This window comes from Dyadobacter sp. 22481, from assembly GCF_052044875.1.
Classification (GTDB): domain Bacteria; phylum Bacteroidota; class Bacteroidia; order Cytophagales; family Spirosomataceae; genus Dyadobacter; species Dyadobacter endophyticus.
On sequence record NZ_JBQENV010000006.1, the window covers coordinates 58887 to 79571 of the forward strand.

Below are 20685 nucleotides of genomic sequence, written 5' to 3' on the forward strand. Positions count from 1 at the left end.
TGATACTATTATAACCAAAAGGCGCGGCATTTAGTTTTCTTTAAAAACCTGGCCCGCTTTCATAAATTTCATGCCGCTTTTGGCGGCTTCTTCAAATATAGGATCGGCGAAGTGACCGAAGTTGGGGACGTCGGACATGCAGTCGGTGAGCGCAACGACTTTCGCAGCCAATGCAGGGGCATATTTGACGATCTGCCGGATGCTCGTCGCGACACAATGCGAACGTGCTTCGCCGGCCACGAGTACCTGATCATATTCGCTTAGCTCAGCCAGAAAACGTTCATCCAGCTCTGTTTCGGGTGCATTAGCCACCGGTACCTGGGCTTTGAAGACCCCGAAATGCTCGGTCAGCGGGTTAATACCTTTCGAAACCGTCCGGTAGTCGCGGCGGGTGCGGTGCGCCCAGGCGAGCACGGCGCGCATGAGCGTATCGTCGATTGCCGCCCCTTTGGAGCAGACAAGGCAATGCTCCGGCCATATAAAATGCTGGAATTCGCCTTCTTCTTCAAGGGTTTGTAGGTATTTCAAAACATATTCGCGATGGTAGCGCGGGACCCATTTGCCCGCTTCCACCGATTGGGTTGAAATCAGCGTAAACGGTGCGACCGTATTGCCGTTCCGATCTTCCCAGAAAAGCGGGTGCGCAATGTCCAGCACCTTGTGGGTATCGAGCGTCAGGAATATTGAATCGATTTTGTCGCCTTCCAAAGCAATGAGGCTGGCAATGCGCTCGACGTCTTTCTCGGCCCCGGGAACGTATAATGTCCCGTTAGGATCACAGAAATCGTATTGGGCGTCGATAATCAGCAATGCGGTCTTTTTCATAGATCAATGGTGTGTTAAAATTCCAGTTCGTGCGGCAGTTCCATTTGTCGGGCGTACATTTTGGAACAGAGGCTGAAAACGAGTTGAAGCATCCGGTTCGTGTCTTTGATATAGTCGATCCGGTAGTCATCGTCGAGTTTACTAAGGCCGTTAAGGATCACCTGGGCCTTTTTGGCAATGTACAATGCACAGGTATCGGCGCGGGACGAGTAGGTTCTCAGAATGTCGGAGTAGCCTTCCAGGAATGTATTCAAGAGAAAAATATTCAACTCGATGCCCCCGACCTTATCCTTCGTAACCTTCACATGATAGGCAATATCCGCACTGAGGCTGCGCATATCCGTCAGTACCCAACCCGGTGTATTCTGGTTGAACTTCGATGTCCGCACGATCCGCCCCATGAGCTCTTCGCGGCGTTCGGGAATGGTGGAACTGTCTTCGATCAGTTCGAAATGCAGGCGGTCGCTCAGGGTCTTGTCTTTGGTGATCAGCCTCAGGAGCAATTTATCCTTTTCTTTCGCCGGCATCTGGATAATCGCCTTTTTAAGCTGTTCTGGTAATGCCATTCAAGTGGTTTTAATAACTTTTGATTTAATTCCCGGCTCAACCACGTAACTTTATGGCCTATTAAAAAGGCCGGGAAGCTTTTACAAAAATATAAAATACAGATACACATTATGATTTCAGTAGCTATGTGTACTTACAACGGGGCAAAGTACTTGCCCGAACAGTTGAAGAGCATTGCTGATCAGACGGTTTCGGTGGATGAATTGGTTGTTTGCGACGACAGATCTAAGGACGACACGATTGAAATCATAAAATCTTTTGCTACTACCAGCAAGTTCGCCGTTCGCATTTATGTGAACGAGCAGAATCTCGGTTCGACCAGGAATTTCGAGAAGTGCCTGTCGCTATGTGAAGGGGACGTGATTTTCCTGTGTGACCAGGACGACCGCTGGCGAAACGATAAGGTGCAAAAGCAGCTTGCATTCCTGAATGCGCGCCCGGACCTCGACGCGGTGTTCAGCGATGCGGAAATGATCAATGACGATTCGGAGCCAACCGGCAGGACTATTTGGGAAGAAATCGAGTTTGACAGAGCACGGCAGCAGATCTGGGAAAGCGGCAAACCTCATGAGATCCTTTTTAACGGGTTTGTGGTGACAGGCGCCACGCTCGCGATCCGCAAATCATGCCTCGCCCGGCTCATGCCTTTCCCTACGCACGTGCAGGATTTGATCCATGATGCCTGGATAGCCATGGTGTTGAGCCTGGAAAACAAGATAGAATTCATACCCGAATCCCTTATTTCGTACCGCATCCATTCCAGCCAGCAGGTGGGATTTGGCAACAAGGTCGAGAAAGTGCAGCTCGCCCATCGTTTCAAACGCGACCGGAAATTGAAGCTCGTCCCGTTGAAAGAAAAGGCCAACAAGCTGCATGAGCTTTATCTGCTCCTTCGCGCGCTTCCGTTCGTCCCGCGTGAGAAACTGCTTAAATTGTATCTTTCCCAAAAGCATTTTTACACCCGGGCGGGACTGCCCGAAAGCCGTTTCAAACGACTTACACCGGTGCTGAGCCAATTGCTGCGCGGTTATTACAAGTTTAGCAGTAAAGACTGGTGGCTGCCGGCGGTAGGGGATTTATTCGAATAGGAACTGGATTAACATTAAAATGGCTGAAAAAAAGTCGCGGGTGGCGGTGGTGATACCTGTGTATCAGGCAAATATGACGGATGCCGAGCAAATGTCGTTGCGGCAATGTATGGCTGTGCTGGGCAACTACCCGGTGATCGTCGTGAAACCTGCCGGCCTCGACCTTTCCGCATTGCAGCAACAATACCCGGCGCTCAGGGTCCAGTCGTTTGCTAACAGTTACTTCGCGGGCGTCGATGCCTATAACCGGCTGATGGTGTCCATTGATTTTTACAAGGCCTTCGACGCTTACCAATACATCCTCATTTACCAGCTTGATGCATTTGTTTTCCGCGACGAGCTCGAAGAATGGTGTGCCAAAGGCTATGACTATGTGGGCGCGCCGTCACTTCACATGCCCGAGTTCGATACGATTTCTGCCGAGGCGGCGCAGGATTTTGCCGATGCGTTGTCGTCCCATCGTGTAGTGCTTAATGGAGGCCTATCCTTGCGAAAAATAGCTGCGTTTTTACGCTATTTAAAGATATACAACCTATTCTATCCCTCCTGGAAAGGCAATGAAGACATGCTTTTCTGCCAAGAAGCGACGCGACTCAAACCGATGAAAATCTTTATGAGATTACCGGAATGGCGCGAGGCATTGCGTTTCTCGTTCGAGAAAAGCCCGGCCGCGAGTTATGAGCTTACAAACCATCAGTTGCCGTTCGCCTGCCACGCCTGGGAGCGCTACGATCCGGCTTTCTGGATTCCGTTTATTCCTGTAAACCAGTGATTTTCTGCGTTTAACAATTTTTAACAAACTATCATCGATTTTCGGACGTTCTTGCTGATATTTAATTCAAACCCCAATATCGCTATGAATTTCAAGTTGCTTTCGGCCAGTTTTGGAGCCATTTTACTGTCAATCCATACCAGCTTCGGGCAAATTACTGAGAATCCCAGGGTAGAGGAGTCGTCGGTTCCCTATGTGAAAATCAAGAAGGTAGAACTGACGGATGCCAACACGGTTGTCTATCTGCAATTCATCGACAAGCAAGCCCAGCAGCCGCAATTGCGATCACAACCACGGACGTCGCCATTTCCCGACTCGCGCATTCCGAAATTGCAGCAGCAAGGCCAAAGTCAGATCTGGCTCGATCCTGAAACGAGGCTGTACAAGCCTGGTGAAATCGATAAAAAATTCAAATTTATCAGGGCAGAAAATATCACTACCACCACTAAAACAAGCGTCGCAAATGGCGATACGGTGGATTTTGTGGCCTATTTCGAAAGACTTACGCCGGGAATCGAGGAGTTCGATTTTTACGAAGGCAGAAGTTCGGGCGGTTACCAGTCGTGGAATTTTTACGGAATCCATGTCAAAAACCCGTTGAAAAAACAGCCTGAGAAATCATCGAAGCCGATAGCCAAAGCAACGACACCGCCGGCGAAAAAACCAGCCGTAAAAGCACCCCAAAAGAAGGTTCCGGTACCCGCTCCGAAAAAAGAGAGTGAAACGGCTGTTTTAAGAGGTACAGTTTACAATGCGAAAACGAAGGAGCCGATCGCCGCCCAGCTTTCCTACATCGAAAGCGGGGATACGCTGCAAATCCGGTCGTCATCCGGAAAATACCGGGTGGGCGTCGATGCGGGTGAGCAATATAAATTCCGTGTAATGGCCCGCGGCTACTACGGGTCGTCGTTCAGCCTCGCGCCGGGCGACTCTTCGGGCAAGTCTTTTGATCAGGACGTATATCTTACGCCGCTCATCGTCGGAGAAACGATTTTGCTCCCTAATATTTATTTCGAAACTTCCCAATACACGTTGCTTCCCGAATCCTTTGAAGAGCTGAACCGGCTGGTAGATGTCATGCGCGACAGTCCGACAGTCAAGATCCGGGTCGAAGGCCATACCGATAATGTGGGTGACTTTGACAAAAACCTTGAACTCTCCCGTCAGCGTGCGGAGGCTGTAAAAAGCTATCTCGTAGAAAAGGGCATTAATGGAAGCCGTATCGAAGCGAAAGGTTACGGCGGCACAAGGCCAATCACCAAAGGAACCGAAGAAGAGCGGAAAAAGAACCGCCGGGTGGAATTTGTGATTACGGAAATGTGATCTAAATGTCATCCTGAGCGAGCACTATTGTCACACTCAGGATGACAATCCGACTATCTCGCCTTGATAATATTGGTAAACTCCCGTGATTTCAACGAAGCACCGCCTACCAGGCCGCCGTCGATATCCGGGGCTGCGAACAGTTCGGGAGCGCTGGCTGCTGTAACGCTTCCCCCGTAGAGGATGGAAATTTCGTCGGCTACATCCGCACCGTATTTCGACGCGATGTGCGCGCGCAATGCCGCATGCATGTCCTGCGCTTGCTCAGCCGAGGCGGTAAGGCCCGTTCCAATGGCCCAAATAGGCTCATAGGCGATCACAACCGACTTCAATTGTTCTTCCGAAAGGTGGAAAAGGCTTTCGGTCAGCTGGTTTTTCACAAAACCGATATAATCGTCATTCTGGCGCTGTTCGAGTGACTCGCCGCAGCAGAAGATTGGAGAAACGCCGTTGGCCAATGCGGTATTTACTTTTTCTGCAAGCAGTGCATTGGTTTCATTGAAATACTGGCGGCGTTCGCTGTGGCCGATCAGCACATATTGTACACCGATCGATTGCAGCATTTGTGCGGAAATCTCACCGGTGAATGCTCCCGAAACTTTGTCGGAGCAGTTTTGAGCGGCCAACGCGAAGTTGGGCTCGTTCTCGATATATTTTTGAATCGTAGTAAGGTAAATCGCAGGAGGGCAAAGGATGATTTTCGCGTCATTCCGGACCTCGTCTTTGGCCATATTAACGAGCTCCGAAGTAAGCGCAACCGCTTCATCCAGAACCTTGTTCATCTTCCAGTTACCGGCAACAATTTTTTTTCGCATGAGAAAATTTTTATTATGGAAAAAGTCATTTTACGCAACAAAAGTACCATATTTTCATCATTTACGTGATTATATATATGTGATCAAAAAAATGTCGAAAAGTTTGCACATATCGAGATTTTTTTGTGTTTTATTAATGCAAATTGAGCTATTTTTACTTGAATTAACCGATTGGACTGATTTCGACACTTAACGTACACCGAAGGATATAAATCAACTTACTAAGTCATTTATAATCAGAGTGTTTAAAATGATATTGCGGACAGAATTTGACACATAGTACTTAAAGAAAGGAGGCCACGATGAAAACGTCTAAGTGGTTCATAGCAGCGATCATACTTTTTACCCACACCCTAACATTCGGCCATTCCAGCGACGTTCCCCCTGTATCAGAGGAAAAGTATGGTTATTTTTTAGACAAAAACCACAAAACAGCACGCATCCCGTTCGAGCTGCATTCCAATCTTATATTGCTTTACGCGAAGATCAACGACAATGATTCACTGCGTTTTATCCTCGACACCGGCGTTAGCTCCATCATCATCACCGATCCGAACGTCCTCAAAGCCGACAAGCTGCGTATGACCCGCAAGGTGAACCTCACAGGTGCGGGCGAGGGGGCATCCATTTCGGCGCATGTCGCGATCGATAATAAGTTTTCGATGGGCAGGCTTAAAGCCAATCATCAGAATATCGTGATCCTCGAACAGGATTTCCTGCGGCTTTCTGAATACGTGGGCGTGCCTGTGCATGGGATTTTTGGGTATGAAATCTTCAACAACTTCGTCGTAACGATCGATTTTGCCAAAAAAGAAATACTGCTGATGCGCCCGGACAGGTACAAGTACAAAACCAGCAAAGGCGACAAACACCCGCTCATCATCGAGGATACCAAGCCATTTACCGACGCGGTGACGCTTTTTGCCGATGGCCGCGAGCATCCGATCCGGGTGCTGATCGACACCGGTGCAGGCCACGCCTTGCTTCTCAACAATACGCGCAAAGAAACCTTCCGCTTACCGGAAAAGGTGATCCGCGCGCAGTTGGGCCGGGGTTTGAACGGGGTTATTAATGGCAACCTGGGCCGTGTCGATAAAATGCGGTTGGGCCGTTTCGAGCTGAATAATGTGGTAGCCTCGTTTCCCGACAGTATCGCATTCGGTTCGAAAATCCGGGCCGGAGCCGAGCGGCAGGGTAATATCGGTTGCGAACTGCTCCGCCGTTTCAAAGTGACATTCAACTACGGCGAGCACTATATGGTGCTGAAACCGATCAGAAGTCGCCTGCGCGAGAAATTCGAGCATGATATGAGCGGGATGGAAATCCGTGCGGAAGGAAGGGACCTGCGTAGTTACATCGTCAACCACGTCGTAACCGATTCTCCGGCCGCACGCGCCGGGTTGATGGAAGGTGATCAGCTCCTGTTTATCGATGATCACTCCGCTTCGGAGCTCAATGTGAGCGAAATATACAAGCTTTTGCAGCGGGGCGATGGCAAAAATGTGGACCTGCTAGTGAAACGGAAAGGCGATATTTTCTTTACCCAGGTCACACTGCGCAGAATGATTTAGTACTTTTGGCCAAACTAAAACCCGGCCATTTGGATCGCTTCATCATTACCGAAGACGGCTCGCATTCGTTGTTCAGTGCGCAGTTCAAGCAGCAATACCATTCATTGCAAGGTGCCCTGATGGAATCGGAGCACATATATATCAATCTCGGTTTAAAGCCGGTCCTGGAGAATGCTTCGGGACCGGTTTACGTTTTTGAAATGGGCTTCGGTACCGGGCTGAATGCCTTCCTCGCCTGGAAGCTGGCCGATAGCCTCCAAAAACAGGTTTTCTACACATCTGTGGAGGCCTATCCTGTGTCGTTGCTGGAAGCGTCGCAACTGAATTACGAGGAAGCTTCCGGCGCCACCGGTTTTATGCAGCTGCACCACGCGCCTTGGGGCGCAGAAACGGCCATTTCTCCTTTTTTTAGCCTCCAAAAGGAGCAAACCACCGTGCAGGACTTCACCTCGGAGCGATTTTTTGACGTTATTTTCTACGACGCTTTCGACCCGCGGGCCCAACCCGAGCTTTGGGAGAAAGAAATTTTTGCCAAAATAGCGGCCCAAACGTCGCAGGGAGGCGTATTAGTAACATATTCTTCGAAAGGAATCGTTAAAAGGGCGCTACGAGCAGGGGGCTTTATCGTAGAGCGGCATAAGGGCCCGGGCCGGAAGACACACGTTCTCAAAGCCATCAGACTTTAAAAGATTTAATAGAATCAGATATTAGCATGAATTATCAAAGCATTATTAGCCAGGAACTTAAAGAAGCACAAACTGTTCTGGACAGTTTCCTGAGCGATCCCGAACAGATTGAAAAGATCGAAAAAGCAGCGGGTCTGATGGCCGAGGCGATCATCCACAACGGTAAAATCCTTTCCTGTGGGAATGGCGGGTCGCATTGCGACGCGATGCATTTCGCGGAAGAACTAACCGGCCGCTACCGCGATAACCGCCGCGCACTGCCTGCCATCGCGATCTCCGACGTGAGCCATCTGAGCTGCGTCAGCAACGATTTCGGGTACGAATATGTGTTTTCAAGATATATTGAAGCATTGGGTCAGCCAGGCGACGTGCTTCTTGGGCTGAGCACGAGCGGAAACTCCGCAAATATCATTCGCGCTGCCGAAGCTGCCAGGGCAAAAGGCATGAAGATCGTCATCATGTCGGGAAAGGACGGGGGCAAGCTCGCGGGCGTGGCCGACGTTGAAATCCGCGTGCCGCATTTCGGTTACGCCGACCGCATTCAGGAAATTCATATCAAGGTGATCCACATTTTCATGCTCCTGATCGAAAAAATGGTGCTGCGGGAGTAAGAGTTATGGCCGGAAGTTTGTTTATTGAGCAATAGTCATCATGATTTAAGCACACAATTATGAACGTCCGTCCATCCGCTATCATTCTCGAAAACGACAAGATCCTCACGCTGCGCTATTGCTATGGCGAAAAGGAGGTATTTGCATTGCCAGGAGGTAATCCCGACCCCGGCGAATCGCTTTCGGACGCATTGGCGCGAGAGCTGATGGAGGAACTGGGCGTGGGAGTTGAGGTCGGGAAAATGGTGTCTTGCGGCGAAGTGATCTGGCATGAAGTGCGGAAAGAGACGCTGCACATGGTATTTAATGCAAATATAACAAAGGGCACCCCGGTGCTCGATCCGGCGCATACTACGGCACTGGAAATCGTGTGGCTGCCGGTTTCATCGCTTTCTTCAAGGCATTTATATCCCAATGTAGGCCCGCAGATCGCTGCATTCTGCAATGACGCGCTGCATTCGGGGCATATTGGTGTCATCGATCAGCCTTATGTGCGCTCATAAACTACATAGTTCGGGTCAATACTTCTCCGTTCGTTTCTATAAGACAGAAACATACCGTACTTTTGCGTTTTTAATAGGCAGCAGGGTAAATGGAAAACGAAAAGAAGGAGAAATTATCAAACTTCTTGCTGAGACGGGCGGAGCGGGATGTACTATCAAGAGGGCGTTCCATTTATAGCAGTGGCGGCTTAAAAGTTTCCAAACTCGATTATAATGGCCCCGGTAATGCTGAGTTCAAGGTCAAAAGCGACTATTCGATCCAGTACTATCAGATTTTCATCCGCGATTTTCTCACACCGCAAATAACCACCGAATGTTCCTGTCCGGATAAAGCCGGGCTGTGTAAACACCGTGTGGCCAGTATTTTGTACATTCTCGACAAAATGCCGACGATCAAGCAGGTTGTGCATGAGATGGCCAACACGACGATCGAATTGCAGGAAATCCGAGAAATGCAGTTGCGCGGCATGGTGCTCGACGAAACCTGGCAGAACCGCGGGAACGTGGGCCCGGTGGAGATCGTATCGGCGAAGGAAGGCGAGGCGGAATGCCAGGTGACGGATAGGGATCAGGAGTATATGACCACATTCCGGCGCGTAAAAGGCACCCGCCAGATTCAGACTTCCTGTACCTGCAACCAGAAACTCTGGGTGCCGCTCTGCGAGCACAAGCTGGCCGCGTTGCTCAAACTCCGCGAAGAACTGGGCGAGAAAGCATTCGAGGTAATGCGCGACCTCACTGTCGAAAAAAGCAATCTGCTGGCCGAATATGGCTATTCGCTTGAAGATCAATACAAAGATAAATTCGAGTTCCGGCTCGACGAAGACGGCGGGCTGCATTTGACCAAGCTTGATCCGGCCATCCAGAAAGTAGGTGCCTACCAGGACTGGCAATCGTTACGCGAACGCATATTGCCCGCACAGGAGTCGTCTTTTGCCGTGACTTTGACGGAAAACGGGCAGGACGACGAGGACCGGGTTTCTATTTTTGTGTTTTGGCCGAAGGGAAAAAACCATTTGCTGGACATTGGTTTCGGGGTTTTTTCCGTCAAATTCAGTGCCAAATCCGAGAAGGTTACCAATATCCGCAATATAGCGGGTGGGTCGAGCCACTATTATTCAGCAGATGAAATCCCCGTTCTGACAGAGTCCGACGCGCGACTTGTACGTATGGCGAAGCATTGGGAAGAGGGGCTTCAAAAATTCATTCGTAAACAAGGCTGGGCATACAACGCGTACCTGCATTTCGACGATGTGGAAGCCGATCAGCGTTACGAAGCCCGCAATTACGTCGGCAAACAGCTTACCCGTGTTTTCAATGACCTCGATGGCGACCGGCTATTCCTGGCCGACGGCGATTATGTGACCAGTAATCACCAGCTAACGCAGCTCGAACTGCACCGCGAGCCGGTGAAACTGTTTTTTGTGCTCACAGAAGACAAGGAGTTCATTACCCTCAATCCCTACGTAGAAATCAAGCCAGGCACGCCGCTGGAATTGCAGAAAGTGGTGTCGCTCGACAGCTTCTGGCTGGGGCTTTACAATGAGAAGACATTATTCCGCTGGGCGGGTATCAGCGAGGCCGAAATGGTGGCTTACCTGAGCCAGAACGGATTTAAAATAAGGGTTAAGAAGGATTTTGGTGACGATTTCCTGAGAGACTGGATTATTCCGGTGTCAGAAAAATTCGATGTAATTTTCCAGACAAGGCACCAGATACAAACATCCCCGCTGGTTTTCCAAAAACCGAAATTTTACCTGAAAGAGGACGAAGCAAACTTACTGATCGTTCCTTCGTATGTGTATCTGGAAGAAAACGGCACAACCGAGCAACGAAAGGGGGAAGAACTCGAACTGCTGCACGACCAGCGCCGTACGAGGACCAGTTTTGATAATAACCAGATTACCATGCTTGAACGCGACGTTCAGGCGGAGAATGAGGTGTGGGATTGGGCAAAAGCATTGCACCCCGGTTTTGAACACCAAACCGGGCAACCGTTTTTCTACGTGCCGTTTGAGCAGGTAATGAAAAACGGCTGGCTTTTCAATTTTGTGGATGCCGCCAAGAAGAAGCATTACGACATTTTTGGGTTTAAAGATCTGAAAAAAATGCGCTTCAACCCCAACCGCGGGACGGTGAAAGTGCACACGTCGTCGGGTATCGACTGGTTCGATATGCGGATCGAGATCACTTTCGGCGACCAGACAGTGACATTGGCTGACGCGAAAAAGGCGTTACTCAAAAAGCAGAATTATATTCAGTTGCAGGACGGTTCGCTGGGTGTGCTTCCCGATGAATGGATAGCGAAACTCGAACCGTTGATGCAGTTTGGCCGCGTGAACGACGATCAGCTCCATTTATCCAAAATCCATTTCTCGCTGATCGACGAGCTGGTTTCGGAGATCGATAACGAAGACGTGTTCCGCGAACTTTGGGAGAAGAAACAAAAACTGCTCAATTTTAAACAAATCCCGTCGGTACCACTTCCGCAGAATATCCAGGCGACGCTCCGGCAGTATCAGGAAGAGGGTTACAAATGGCTTCACTTCCTCGACGAGTTTCAATGGGGCGGATGTCTGGCGGATGATATGGGTTTAGGTAAAACCCTGCAAATGCTGACATTCCTGCAAAACCAGAAGAACCTGGAACCGAACTATACGAACCTTGTCGTAGTTCCCACAACCCTGATTTTCAACTGGCAGGCAGAGGCGGCGAAATTTACACCGGACCTTAAATTATACGTTCATCGCGGGATGTCGAGAAGGAAAGACATCGATTTTTTCCGCGAGTACGACATTATCCTCACGACTTACGGCACCATGCGGAGCGATGTCGAGCTACTGAGGCAGTTCGACTTCAACTACATTATCCTCGACGAAGCTCAGGCGATCAAAAACCCTGATTCGCTTACCTCCAAGGCTTCGCGCTTACTGCGTGCGCGCAACCGCCTGACCATGACGGGTACGCCTGTCGAGAACAATACATTTGATTTGTACTCGCAATTTGAATTCCTGAACCCCGGAATGCTCGGCCATGCCGACTTTTTCCGAACGGAGTATGCGACGCCGATCGATAAATACCAGGACAAGGAAAAGGCGGCCGAGTTGCGAAAGCTCGTGTATCCATTTATGCTCAAACGTACGAAAGAAGAAGTCGCGACCGATTTACCGGACAAAACCGAAACGATCCTGTTCTGCGAGATGGGTAATAAGCAACGGAAAGTGTACGACACATTCCGCGAGCGCTACCGCCAGGAGATTGCCGAGAAACTGGCTACCGAAGGGCTTAACAAAAGCAGCTTCCTCATTCTCGAAGCATTGCTGAAACTTCGCCAGATATGCGACTCGCCTTCTATTCTGTCGGGTGATGAGGATTTTGGCAGCGAATCGGCGAAGCTGGAAGAAATTACGCGGGAAATCGAGGAAAATGCTTCGAACCACAAGATATTGATATTCAGCCAGTTTTTGGGAATGTTGGATCTAATCCGCAAGCATTTGGAAAAGGTGAATATCCCTTACGAATACCTCGACGGCCAGACTGTCGATCGCGCAGGACGTGTGAACCGTTTCCAAAGCGATGATACTTGCCGCGTGTTCCTGATGAGCCTCAAAGCAGGCGGGGTAGGGCTTAACCTCACCGAAGCGGACTACGTTTACCTCGTCGATCCGTGGTGGAACCCTGCCGTGGAACGCCAGGCGATCGACCGTACGCACCGTATCGGACAAACGCGCAAGGTGTTTGCCTATAAAATGATCTGCAAGGATACGATTGAAGAGAAGATTCTGTTGTTGCAGCAGCGCAAGCAGGATTTGGCAGAAGATTTGGTCGGCGGGGAATCCGGCTTTATCAAGAAGCTGAGCCAGGAAGATATTATGGGGCTGTTCAGCTAAAATCGAATATCAGCTCAATTACTGAATCGAAATATGGGTTCAGTAATTGAGCATTTTGCTGCCCGCAGCAATATTCAATAACCTTTGGTTGGCAATCCGGGCTGTCGGTTCCGATTTCAAGGAATCAGCGAATTCAAAGCGCTGCACATCGCTCAACAATTCACCCTCATACCGCGATTCCGAAATCGCAATCTTCGTATCCGGCGATGGATAATTGTACATTTTTTCTACACTTTTATACTGGGCCGTTCCATACCGGGCTTCTTTTTGCACTACGCACAGAACCAGTAAAACTGAGGCAACTAGAAGAGTAATTCCATTTTTCATGTCAAGAGATGTCTATTGTTTAGGGTTCCAAATCAGACAACACCTCCACAGAGAGCAAATTTCGCGCCAAAAGGTTGGAAGAAATTAAAAATGGTCACAAAAAAAACCCGTTTCCATTCAGGAAACAGGCTTTTTTTAAACTTTCCAATATATTACTGGACTATGGCTGTAAATTCGATCTCAACCAGGTAGTCGGCCGATACCAGTTTGCTAATCTCGTAAATACCTGTGGTGGGCTTAATTTCGCCAAAATACGCACCATGTGCGCGCGCAATGTCCTCAAAAAGGGAAATATCTGTTGTAAAAATCCGCGTGCGAACAACGTCGGCAAGGCTGGCACCGGCATCCTGCAATACCTTTTCAATGCGCTCGATGATATTATTCGTTTGCGCATAGGCGTCATCGGCCTTCACTTTTTCCCCGTCCACAATGGCGACCGTTCCGGCAACTTCAATGATATTCCCGATCCGAACTGCCCGGCAATAGCCCATTTTGTCTTCCCACGGAGAGCCTGAGAGTATATTTTGTCTTGACATATTGATGGTTAAGTATTTAAAAAAGTAAATATAAGCACGCGGAATTAGTTTTGCCGCTCGCCTTCCCAAATCGCCAGCGCCAGCCGGATCTGCCCGTAGTCAAACCGTTCGTTCAGTAATTCGAACAGGGGCTTCAGCGGATCATTTTTACCGACCTGGATTTCTTCTGCGGCGTCGATGATGGTTTTGTAGGCCGTGGGCTCGATGAGCGATTTCAAGTCAATGCCGTGGCCGTCCTCTTTGAGTTTTACCAAATGCGAGATGATAGTCACCGGATTGAGATTCCGCTTCTCGGCAATCGCCTTCACGGAATAGCCTTCCTTGTAGAAATCGTAGGTTTCCACGAAAGTCATCCCCTTCATAACGCGTGTGCCGGGTGCATTGTTTTCCCGTGCGAAATCGAGGATTTCATTGATGAATGCCTCCCCGTAACGACGAAACTTTTCGGCCCCGACGCCTGAGACGGCTTTCATTTGAGCTTCGGAAATAGGTTTTTTCTGGGCCATCTCCGAAAGTGAAGCGTCGCTGAAAACGACGTACGGTGGCACGCCCAGCGTATCCGCCAATTTTTTGCGAAGTTGGCGAAGGCGTTCGAAAAGTGCATCGCGGATGATCTCCTGTTTCGGTTTTTCCTTGGGGACCAGCTCTTCTTCTTTTGCTTTGCGCTCGCTGAGCGGGATGAATTTCACCAATTCGATCTGCTTTTCACCCTTTAACACCTGCCAGCTTACCGCATTCAGCTTGAACGAATGTGCCTCGTCGTAAGCGATGTCCATTACGCCGGAGTTCAGCATCTGGCTCAGGTATTCCGACCATTCGTCGCTGCGCAGCTCGTGGCCCACGCCAAATGTGGGCAGCCGTTCGTAGCCATGTTGAATGATATTCCGGTTGCGGCTGCCGCGTAAAATATCGACAAGCATACCCATCGCCACTTTTTGCTCGGTGCGGGCGATGCCCGATAACGCTTTCTGCGCGATGATGGTCGCATCGAAGCGGATGCGCGGGTTGCGGCACACGTCGCAGTTGCCGCAGTCGTGGTCGACCGGCTCGTTGAAATAATTCAAAAGAATGCGGCGACGGCAAATATCGGCTTCCGCGTATTGTTTCATGCGGTTCAGTTTGGCGTGCAACAGTTCCTTCTGTTCCGCCGACTGGTCCGAATTGTTGATCATGTCCTGCCGCGTGATAATGTCAAGGTAGCTATAAAACAACACCGTATCCGCATTGGCACCATCGCGCCCCGCCCTGCCGATTTCCTGATAAAAACTCTCGACGTTAGATGGTAAGTTATAATGGATCACCCAGCGGACATTGGATTTATCGATCCCCATTCCAAATGCAATGGTCGCGACAATTACCTGAATATCATCCCGCAGGAAATTTTCCTGCACCTGCGAGCGCTTGTCGCCCGTCATGCCCGCGTGGTAGTATGCGACCCGGAGCCCGGCCTTTTGCAAACTGGCGGCCACGGTTTCGGTGCCTTTGCGGCTGAGGCAGTAAATAATCCCCGGCTGGCCTTCATGTTTGTGGATAAAGCGTTGAATTTGCTCGATACGCTTTCTTCCCGGCAGCACATTCAGGCTCAGATTGGGTCTGTCGAAGCTGGAAATGAAGGTTTCGGCGTGCTCGATATTGAGTTGTTTCAATATATCCCGGCGTGTGACGCGGTCGGCCGTTGCGGTGAGCGCGACGATCGGGACGTCGGGGAAGCGTTGTTTCAACAGGTTCAGCTGGCGGTATTCCGGCCGGAAATCGTGGCCCCAGGAGGAAATACAGTGCGATTCGTCGATCGCGAAAAGCTGCACATTCCATTCGCGTAGCAAATCAAATGTATTTCCTGCGAAAAGCCTTTCCGGCGCGATATAGAGCAGTTTCAATTCACCTAGCTTGATTTTCCACATGATCTGGTCCTGTTCGGTGCTCGAGATGGTGGAGTTGAGGAAGGCAGCCGTAATACCGTTTCCGCGCAGTGCTTCCACCTGGTCTTTCATCAGGGCGATCAGCGGCGAGACTACCACCGTGAGCCCGTCGCGCAGCACGGCAGGGATCTGAAAACAGACGGATTTACCACCGCCGGTAGGCATGAGCACCATACAATCGCGGTTGGCCATGATGGTGTCGATGATTTCGGATTGCTGCGGGCGAAAGGAGTCGTATCCGAAATATTTTTTTAACGCTTCAAGTTTGTTGTTGGGCATGTTGTACTGATTAATGGTATTTACTCAAAAAGAATTTCCTTTCGCGGTGCAAAAATAGGCTTTCAAAACTGATACATCACCTGCAACTTTGCCTCGCTGCGTTTGTTTCCTTCGATTTCATTGAGTCCCGAACTAATCTTTTCAATATCCGAATACCGCGTTTGCGACCACCGGAGCCATATTTTGAGCTGTTTTGACACGGCATAACGCAGCATGAGAAAATGTCTGGTGCCAGTGTTGTAATAGGCCGGTATCGAGAATGCATACAGCACATCTTTCTCGTACACATACTGCCGGCTATCATAATCGTCGGTTTTAAAAAATGCCGCCCGGGCGCTGACTTCGAGTTTAGAAAGGTGCCAGCTCACGTCCTGGACGATTGTGAAGCCGTTGGAACCTTTTGAATGCGCGTTTTTTAACCCGCCATATTGTAGCCGCGTCCGGAACGCGCATTTGAGCGGAATTTCATAGTCGATGTTGAATACGGCAGTTCGTTTAACAGAATGGATCAACGCTGGACCATTGTCCTCTGCCGCCGGGTCATTGATCTGCTTATGTTTTTCATGAAACAGCCAATAAGCATTTAGCCGTTTTGAGGGTTTCCATAGCAAATGCACGAAGTAGTCAAAGCCGCGGGAGGGCTTATCGACCTGAAATTTCAGCCACGGAAACCGGAAATAGTCGAAATAGGCGCTCCACTGCCACTTCCGCGAAGGTGACCAGCGGATACCTGCATACGCGCCGCGTTCATTGATGGGCCGGGTGGCTTCGCTGATGGGATTGCCGTAGAATGTATGAAAGTTGCGCGCATAATGCCGGGCCATGGCGGAAAAGTCGAGCTTCCTGCCGGCGCTTGCAATGAGGCCGGCGATCGCGCCGGTACCACCGCTTCCTGAAATGGCCGCTTCGCTGAAAAAATGGATATTCTGCCAGCGATAATCGCCATGCAGGCCTACAATCAGGTTTTGTCTGCCTGAAAATTCATACCGGTTGTAAGGCAGATCGCGCTTTCGGATAAATGAATCATAGCCGGTATGAAGCATTGTTATCCCGAACTGACCCTTTTGTGCAGCCAGTTTATGTATTAAATGCAGGCCGATATTCTGTTCCCGAAGGACATTATGTTTCTCAATTTCGGAAGGTGTGCGATGGTAACCGGTAATGGGCAGCGAGGTAGTAATGCTGGAACGAATGCTGTCGGAGCCCTGCGTCGCATCCCGTTTTGTTCTTGAAAATAAAAGGGTGATGTCGGTACGCCGGGCAAAGCTCCAACTGGCTGCGATGCCACGGAAGAAGTTGGCTTCCGTAGCGGATGTGTAAGGTTTTAAACCGGTTGTGCTGCGGTAAACAGATCGAATCACTTCCGAACCTTTGCCAAGCGAAAATCCGGCGCCCATAACCATGCCCTGCCCGGCCTGCAATTGAAAATCTCCAACAATCAAATTTTTAAGCCTTCCCCTGTCGATGATCTGCACATGAAAAGAAGTATAATCAATCCCAAAAATCTGTCGTCCTGCATTCCAGTGCCATAATTCTTCGCCGGAATCTTTTTCCAATGTCATTCCAAAACTATATGCACCGTTCCTGGCATTACGGTAGCGGAGGTAGCCATTGAAGGGTGGCCCCTGGTACCGGGTAATGGAATTAGCGTTCGAATCCAATGGTGCAAAACCCTTCTGCTGTTCCAGCAGTTTTCCCGACCGGAACATCAGGAAATGCTGACCGGGATTTTTTAATGCATCGTGAATGGAAACCGCTTTGGCACTGATTGTTACAAATGGCAGTAACCTGCGAATGGTGTAAATGTCGAACTCAGGAATGGCTTGCAGTTCATAAAGTGACAATAATGCACCGGCCTTTGCGCGGTATTCGAAAAATGAACGGAGCTGCTTCTCGCTTAAGATGAAGAGGGCCGCCAGATCGTCGGGATTGACAGCGTTGAGGTCGAGCGGACTGGCATAGAGCTGTAAAAGCGTCTCGTAAAGTTCTTCGCTGTCGTCTGGTGGGATCGGGAAGAGCTCTGCGATGAAGCGGTTGATGTCGATTTCGCTTCGGGGCGGCTCCTGGGCAGCCGCAAGTATTGCCATGCCCATGGAAAGCAATGCGGTTATGCACAGGGAATAGCCAAAAGGAAACCCTTGAAGATCAAAAGCGTATGTGGTTTTCATCGATCTCAGCATACGCTTTTGATATGAATGAAAAGGTTAGAAGGCTTTCAGACTTAAATCCAGACTTCGCGCCTGGTGCGTGAGCGCGCCGGAGGAAATTCCATCCACACCGGTTTCGGCCACTGCGCGCAATGTTTTTTCGGTAATGTTGCCGGATGCCTCCGTCTCGTACCGTCCGCCGATCCGCTTCACAGCCTCACGCAGATCGTCGAGATTGAAATTATCCAGCATGATAATATCGACCTGCCCCACGCGAAGCACCTCATCCACCTCGGCAAGGTTCCGCGTTTCGATCTCGATTTTCAGCTTCCGGCCCGTTTCTTTCAGGTATTTCCGGGCGCCGGTAATCGCCGCCTCGATACCGCCAGCATAATCCACGTGGTTGTCCTTCAACATAATCATGTCGTAAAGGCCCATCCGGTGGTTTACCGCACCTCCTATTTTCACAGCCATCTTTTCAAAAAGCCTAAAATTCGGGGTCGTTTTCCGGGTATCGAGCAATTTTACGGGCAAATCCTTGATCAGATCCGACATTTGCCGTGCATAGGTGGCTATACCGCTCATGCGCTGCATAATGTTGAGCACCAACCGCTCGGCTTTCAGGATCAGACGTGCGTTTCCTTCTACCGTAAAAACAATGTCTCCTGTTGATACGACGGAACCGTCAAAAAGTAACACATTAATTTTCGGAAGGGGGTAATTGTAATATTTAGCGGTCTCATCGAAGATGATCTGCGCCACTTCCACCCCAGCAAGAACACCATCCTGCTTCACCAGCAGCTTTGCACGCTTGGTGGCATTTTCGGGAACGCTGGCCAGGGATGAATGGTCTCCGTCACCGATATCTTCCAGCAATGCGAGCCTGAGAAGATTCCGGAGTTCGTGTGGATCAGTTTCCATTTTGTTTGAAATTTAAATCAGTAGGTTTGCTGCCGGTACGCCATATTGTAGCGGATGGCAATCGAAAAAACGTTGGAGTTGGTAGCCACATTCACATCCTGTGACTTCACCTTTCGCATAAGATACCGGCCGTCGAGGAACAGGTTGTGGGCCAAAGAGTAAGACAGTCGTAAATCCGTAAATAATGTGGTTGCTTTAATACCCTGTCCGATTTTCTGATTAACATCACCGAGATCTCCTGGACGACCATCATTCCGCGTTTCGTAGCTTTTCGAAATATCTCCACCATAATTATAAGACCCCGTGCTCGGATCTTTACCCTGCATGGCCGACATGACGGTGCCGTAAATAGACAGTCTCGGCGTGACTTTATAGCGTATTATCCCTAAATATTCCCGGAAATTGGCTCCCAGCGGATGCGCGAGCGCCTGCCCGTAATGCATGTAATTGCGCCCGCCGTCCTTGTGCGAGTACGTGTAGGGGCGCACGACGTTGTATTCCGCCTGCAAATCAAGGTTAGGTATCCCAAATGCATCCACATATTTGCCGCCGAGCTGGAAGCTGTATTTGTTGGTCCACGACCCGCTGCCGTTGAAAAGGAATCGGGTTAGAAATTCGTCCAGGACAAACTGGCTGTAAATGGAAGCGGTTTTGCCGACGAGCCAGCGGAAATCAAAACCCAGCAATGCATTGTCCTGGCTGCCGATGTAGGATTCTACGTAACGATAGAAAATGATGGGGTTCAGGTAGTTGAGGTCGTACCCGCCGCCAACGGAATCACGGTTGAAAACTTCGGCTTCAAATACGCCGAAATTGATTTTGTCGGTAAGGTTGACACTCAAATGGTGGATAGCGGCAAATTTCTTTTTCCTCAAAAACTCCGAGAAAGCATCCTTTCCGCCGTCTATCATGCTGGTCCAGAGGTTCGTATAATGGAACCGTCCCAGCTGGGTGTCGAGGCGTAAAAACAGGTATGGGCTACTGTTATCGGAAAGGACCAGCGAGCGGTAACCGCTGCCAAATGTATTGTAATCGTGCCCGAACTTGACATTAATGGCTTTCAGCGGGCGAAAAGTAATGTAGCCGCGCGCTGAAAGAAAGTCGTTGCCGTGGTTGCGGGTTGCTTTGGCCAAGCCTTCGCCGGGGAAGCTGTATTTAGGAGCAAATGCATTTACATAGCGCGGAAAACGGCCCTGGTTATCAGACACAAATGTGTAAAATCCGAGCTTATCATTGATCATGCCCCTGATTTCCACTCCGCGGCCTGTGAACCAAAGCGTCTGGTGCGCCGTGGTGTCGTAGCTGTTGTCTTTTCCAATAAAATTGGTGGTGGTAAAATTGAAATGCAGGTCGAAATCTTTGTTGTGAATGCTGTACAGATCGGCAGGGTGGTGGAAGAACTTCCGTTTCTGCCCCGGAGGAGGTGATTTGAACCAACCAAGCCGTGCCAGCTTGTTGTATTTGGCCGAATCGGTGGAGATCATTCCCTTTGTCCATTCCCAGCTGTCTTCGCGTATGTAATCGATCGTTTCCCAATCGCGGTCGGTAAGGTCGACGGTGCCTTCTTTTAATATGGAATCGGTGAGCGCCACCACCGCTTTCCGTTCGAACGGCTTGGCATTGTAGTGAAAACCTTCGGAAAATTTGCCTCTTTTAATTTCCAGACGATCGATGAGATGATAATAGTCATCGTTTAGCGGAATGAATGAACTTTGCGCGTGTACGTATGCTGAGGATACCAGTGTTAAAAACAGTAATTTAAAATGCCGGATAATTCCTTGATACATAGGCAACAAAAATCTACTACGATCGCAATATGAGCTCTTGCACGTAATTTTTAGAAATGGTGTTCCAAATTACGTCAATGAATTTGTATTATCTTGCATGGAGTAGTCTAAAAAACTG

Annotated in this window: 17 protein-coding genes; 8 read left to right on the forward strand and 9 right to left on the reverse strand. The window is 49.6% G+C overall.

The window, feature by feature from the left end; translation table 11 throughout:
* Nucleotides 1-30 precede the first annotated feature (30 nt).
* Nucleotides 31-825: a cysteine hydrolase family protein gene (locus ACTJJJ_RS30145; RefSeq protein WP_440703759.1), complete on the reverse strand. Its 795-nt coding sequence runs from the start codon at nt 823-825 to the stop codon at nt 31-33.
* Nucleotides 826-839: 14 nt separating this feature from the next.
* Nucleotides 840-1391, reverse strand: a complete 552-nt coding sequence (locus ACTJJJ_RS30150; protein WP_426292460.1) for a hypothetical protein — start codon at nt 1389-1391, stop codon at nt 840-842.
* Between the two features lie 111 nt (nt 1392-1502).
* On the opposite strand from ACTJJJ_RS30150, the gene ACTJJJ_RS30155 reads away from it, so the two are divergent.
* From ACTJJJ_RS30155 to ACTJJJ_RS30165, 3 genes are all read left to right on the forward strand, one after another.
* A complete protein-coding gene (locus ACTJJJ_RS30155; RefSeq protein ID WP_188939180.1) occupies nt 1503-2480 on the forward strand; it encodes a glycosyltransferase family 2 protein in 978 nt (325 codons plus the stop codon).
* 19 nt (nt 2481-2499) lie between these two features.
* Complete coding sequence (locus ACTJJJ_RS30160) at nt 2500-3252, forward strand: DUF5672 family protein (protein WP_188939179.1); 753 nt, start codon at nt 2500-2502, stop codon at nt 3250-3252.
* Nucleotides 3253-3336: 84 nt separating this feature from the next.
* A complete protein-coding gene (locus ACTJJJ_RS30165) occupies nt 3337-4575 on the forward strand; it encodes an OmpA family protein (protein ID WP_440703760.1) in 1239 nt (412 codons plus the stop codon).
* Nucleotides 4576-4628: 53 nt separating this feature from the next.
* Here the strand turns inward: ACTJJJ_RS30165 and tpiA are convergent, their stop codons facing one another.
* Nucleotides 4629-5390, reverse strand: a complete 762-nt coding sequence (gene tpiA / locus ACTJJJ_RS30170; protein ID WP_188939177.1) for a triose-phosphate isomerase — start codon at nt 5388-5390, stop codon at nt 4629-4631.
* A gap of 302 nt (nt 5391-5692) precedes the next feature.
* Here tpiA and ACTJJJ_RS30175 point away from each other — a divergent pair, with 302 nt between their 5' ends.
* From ACTJJJ_RS30175 to ACTJJJ_RS30195, 5 genes are all read left to right on the forward strand, one after another.
* Nucleotides 5693-6961, forward strand: a complete 1269-nt coding sequence (locus tag ACTJJJ_RS30175; RefSeq protein WP_440703761.1) for an aspartyl protease family protein — start codon at nt 5693-5695, stop codon at nt 6959-6961.
* Between the two features lie 29 nt (nt 6962-6990).
* Nucleotides 6991-7647: a tRNA (5-methylaminomethyl-2-thiouridine)(34)-methyltransferase MnmD gene (gene mnmD / locus ACTJJJ_RS30180; protein WP_426292462.1), complete on the forward strand. Its 657-nt coding sequence runs from the start codon at nt 6991-6993 to the stop codon at nt 7645-7647.
* Nucleotides 7648-7673: 26 nt separating this feature from the next.
* Complete coding sequence (lpcA, locus tag ACTJJJ_RS30185) at nt 7674-8258, forward strand: D-sedoheptulose 7-phosphate isomerase (protein ID WP_188939174.1); 585 nt, start codon at nt 7674-7676, stop codon at nt 8256-8258.
* Between the two features lie 59 nt (nt 8259-8317).
* A complete protein-coding gene (locus ACTJJJ_RS30190) occupies nt 8318-8761 on the forward strand; it encodes an NUDIX domain-containing protein (RefSeq protein WP_440703762.1) in 444 nt (147 codons plus the stop codon).
* 89 nt (nt 8762-8850) lie between these two features.
* Nucleotides 8851-12651 carry a DEAD/DEAH box helicase gene (locus ACTJJJ_RS30195; protein WP_440703763.1) on the forward strand — a complete coding sequence of 1267 codons (3801 nt, stop codon included), beginning with the start codon at nt 8851-8853 and terminating at the stop codon, nt 12649-12651.
* A 39-nt stretch (nt 12652-12690) separates the two neighbouring features.
* On the opposite strand, the gene ACTJJJ_RS30200 is transcribed toward ACTJJJ_RS30195, so the two are convergent.
* From ACTJJJ_RS30200 to ACTJJJ_RS30225, 6 genes are all read right to left on the reverse strand, one after another.
* On the reverse strand, nt 12691-12873 hold the full coding sequence (locus ACTJJJ_RS30200) for a hypothetical protein (protein ID WP_229223370.1): 183 nt from the start codon (nt 12871-12873) through the stop codon (nt 12691-12693).
* Nucleotides 12874-13130: 257 nt separating this feature from the next.
* Entirely contained in the window at nt 13131-13514 is a 384-nt protein-coding gene (locus ACTJJJ_RS30205; protein WP_188939170.1) for a RidA family protein, read from the reverse strand.
* 44 nt (nt 13515-13558) lie between these two features.
* Complete coding sequence (gene recQ, locus ACTJJJ_RS30210) at nt 13559-15712, reverse strand: DNA helicase RecQ (protein ID WP_440703764.1); 2154 nt, start codon at nt 15710-15712, stop codon at nt 13559-13561.
* A gap of 62 nt (nt 15713-15774) precedes the next feature.
* Nucleotides 15775-17880, reverse strand: coding sequence for a ComEA family DNA-binding protein (locus tag ACTJJJ_RS30215; RefSeq protein WP_440703765.1), 2106 nt, complete (start codon nt 17878-17880; stop codon nt 15775-15777).
* A 36-nt stretch (nt 17881-17916) separates the two neighbouring features.
* Nucleotides 17917-18780, reverse strand: coding sequence for a carboxylating nicotinate-nucleotide diphosphorylase (nadC, locus tag ACTJJJ_RS30220; protein ID WP_188939167.1), 864 nt, complete (start codon nt 18778-18780; stop codon nt 17917-17919).
* Nucleotides 18781-18797: 17 nt separating this feature from the next.
* The gene (locus tag ACTJJJ_RS30225; RefSeq protein WP_188939166.1) at nt 18798-20567 is read right to left on the reverse strand and encodes a capsule assembly Wzi family protein; all 1770 of its coding nucleotides are present in this window, start codon (nt 20565-20567) and stop codon (nt 18798-18800) included.
* Between the last annotated feature and the right edge of the window lie 118 nt (nt 20568-20685).

Coding starts and splice junctions, on each gene's coding strand:
- ACTJJJ_RS30145 (WP_440703759.1), bottom strand. CDS start 825: ATGAAAAAGACCGCATTGCTGATTATCGACGCCCAATACGATTTCTGT.
- ACTJJJ_RS30150 (WP_426292460.1), bottom strand. CDS start 1,391: ATGGCATTACCAGAACAGCTTAAAAAGGCGATTATCCAGATGCCGGCG.
- ACTJJJ_RS30155 (WP_188939180.1), top strand. CDS start 1,503: ATGATTTCAGTAGCTATGTGTACTTACAACGGGGCAAAGTACTTGCCC.
- ACTJJJ_RS30160 (WP_188939179.1), top strand. CDS start 2,500: ATGGCTGAAAAAAAGTCGCGGGTGGCGGTGGTGATACCTGTGTATCAG.
- ACTJJJ_RS30165 (WP_440703760.1), top strand. CDS start 3,337: ATGAATTTCAAGTTGCTTTCGGCCAGTTTTGGAGCCATTTTACTGTCA.
- tpiA (WP_188939177.1), bottom strand. CDS start 5,390: ATGCGAAAAAAAATTGTTGCCGGTAACTGGAAGATGAACAAGGTTCTG.
- ACTJJJ_RS30175 (WP_440703761.1), top strand. CDS start 5,693: ATGAAAACGTCTAAGTGGTTCATAGCAGCGATCATACTTTTTACCCAC.
- lpcA (WP_188939174.1), top strand. CDS start 7,674: ATGAATTATCAAAGCATTATTAGCCAGGAACTTAAAGAAGCACAAACT.
- ACTJJJ_RS30190 (WP_440703762.1), top strand. CDS start 8,318: ATGAACGTCCGTCCATCCGCTATCATTCTCGAAAACGACAAGATCCTC.
- ACTJJJ_RS30195 (WP_440703763.1), top strand. CDS start 8,851: ATGGAAAACGAAAAGAAGGAGAAATTATCAAACTTCTTGCTGAGACGG.
- ACTJJJ_RS30200 (WP_229223370.1), bottom strand. CDS start 12,873: ATGTACAATTATCCATCGCCGGATACGAAGATTGCGATTTCGGAATCG.
- ACTJJJ_RS30205 (WP_188939170.1), bottom strand. CDS start 13,514: ATGTCAAGACAAAATATACTCTCAGGCTCTCCGTGGGAAGACAAAATG.
- recQ (WP_440703764.1), bottom strand. CDS start 15,712: ATGCCCAACAACAAACTTGAAGCGTTAAAAAAATATTTCGGATACGAC.
- ACTJJJ_RS30215 (WP_440703765.1), bottom strand. CDS start 17,880: ATGAAAACCACATACGCTTTTGATCTTCAAGGGTTTCCTTTTGGCTAT.
- nadC (WP_188939167.1), bottom strand. CDS start 18,780: ATGGAAACTGATCCACACGAACTCCGGAATCTTCTCAGGCTCGCATTG.
- ACTJJJ_RS30225 (WP_188939166.1), bottom strand. CDS start 20,567: ATGTATCAAGGAATTATCCGGCATTTTAAATTACTGTTTTTAACACTG.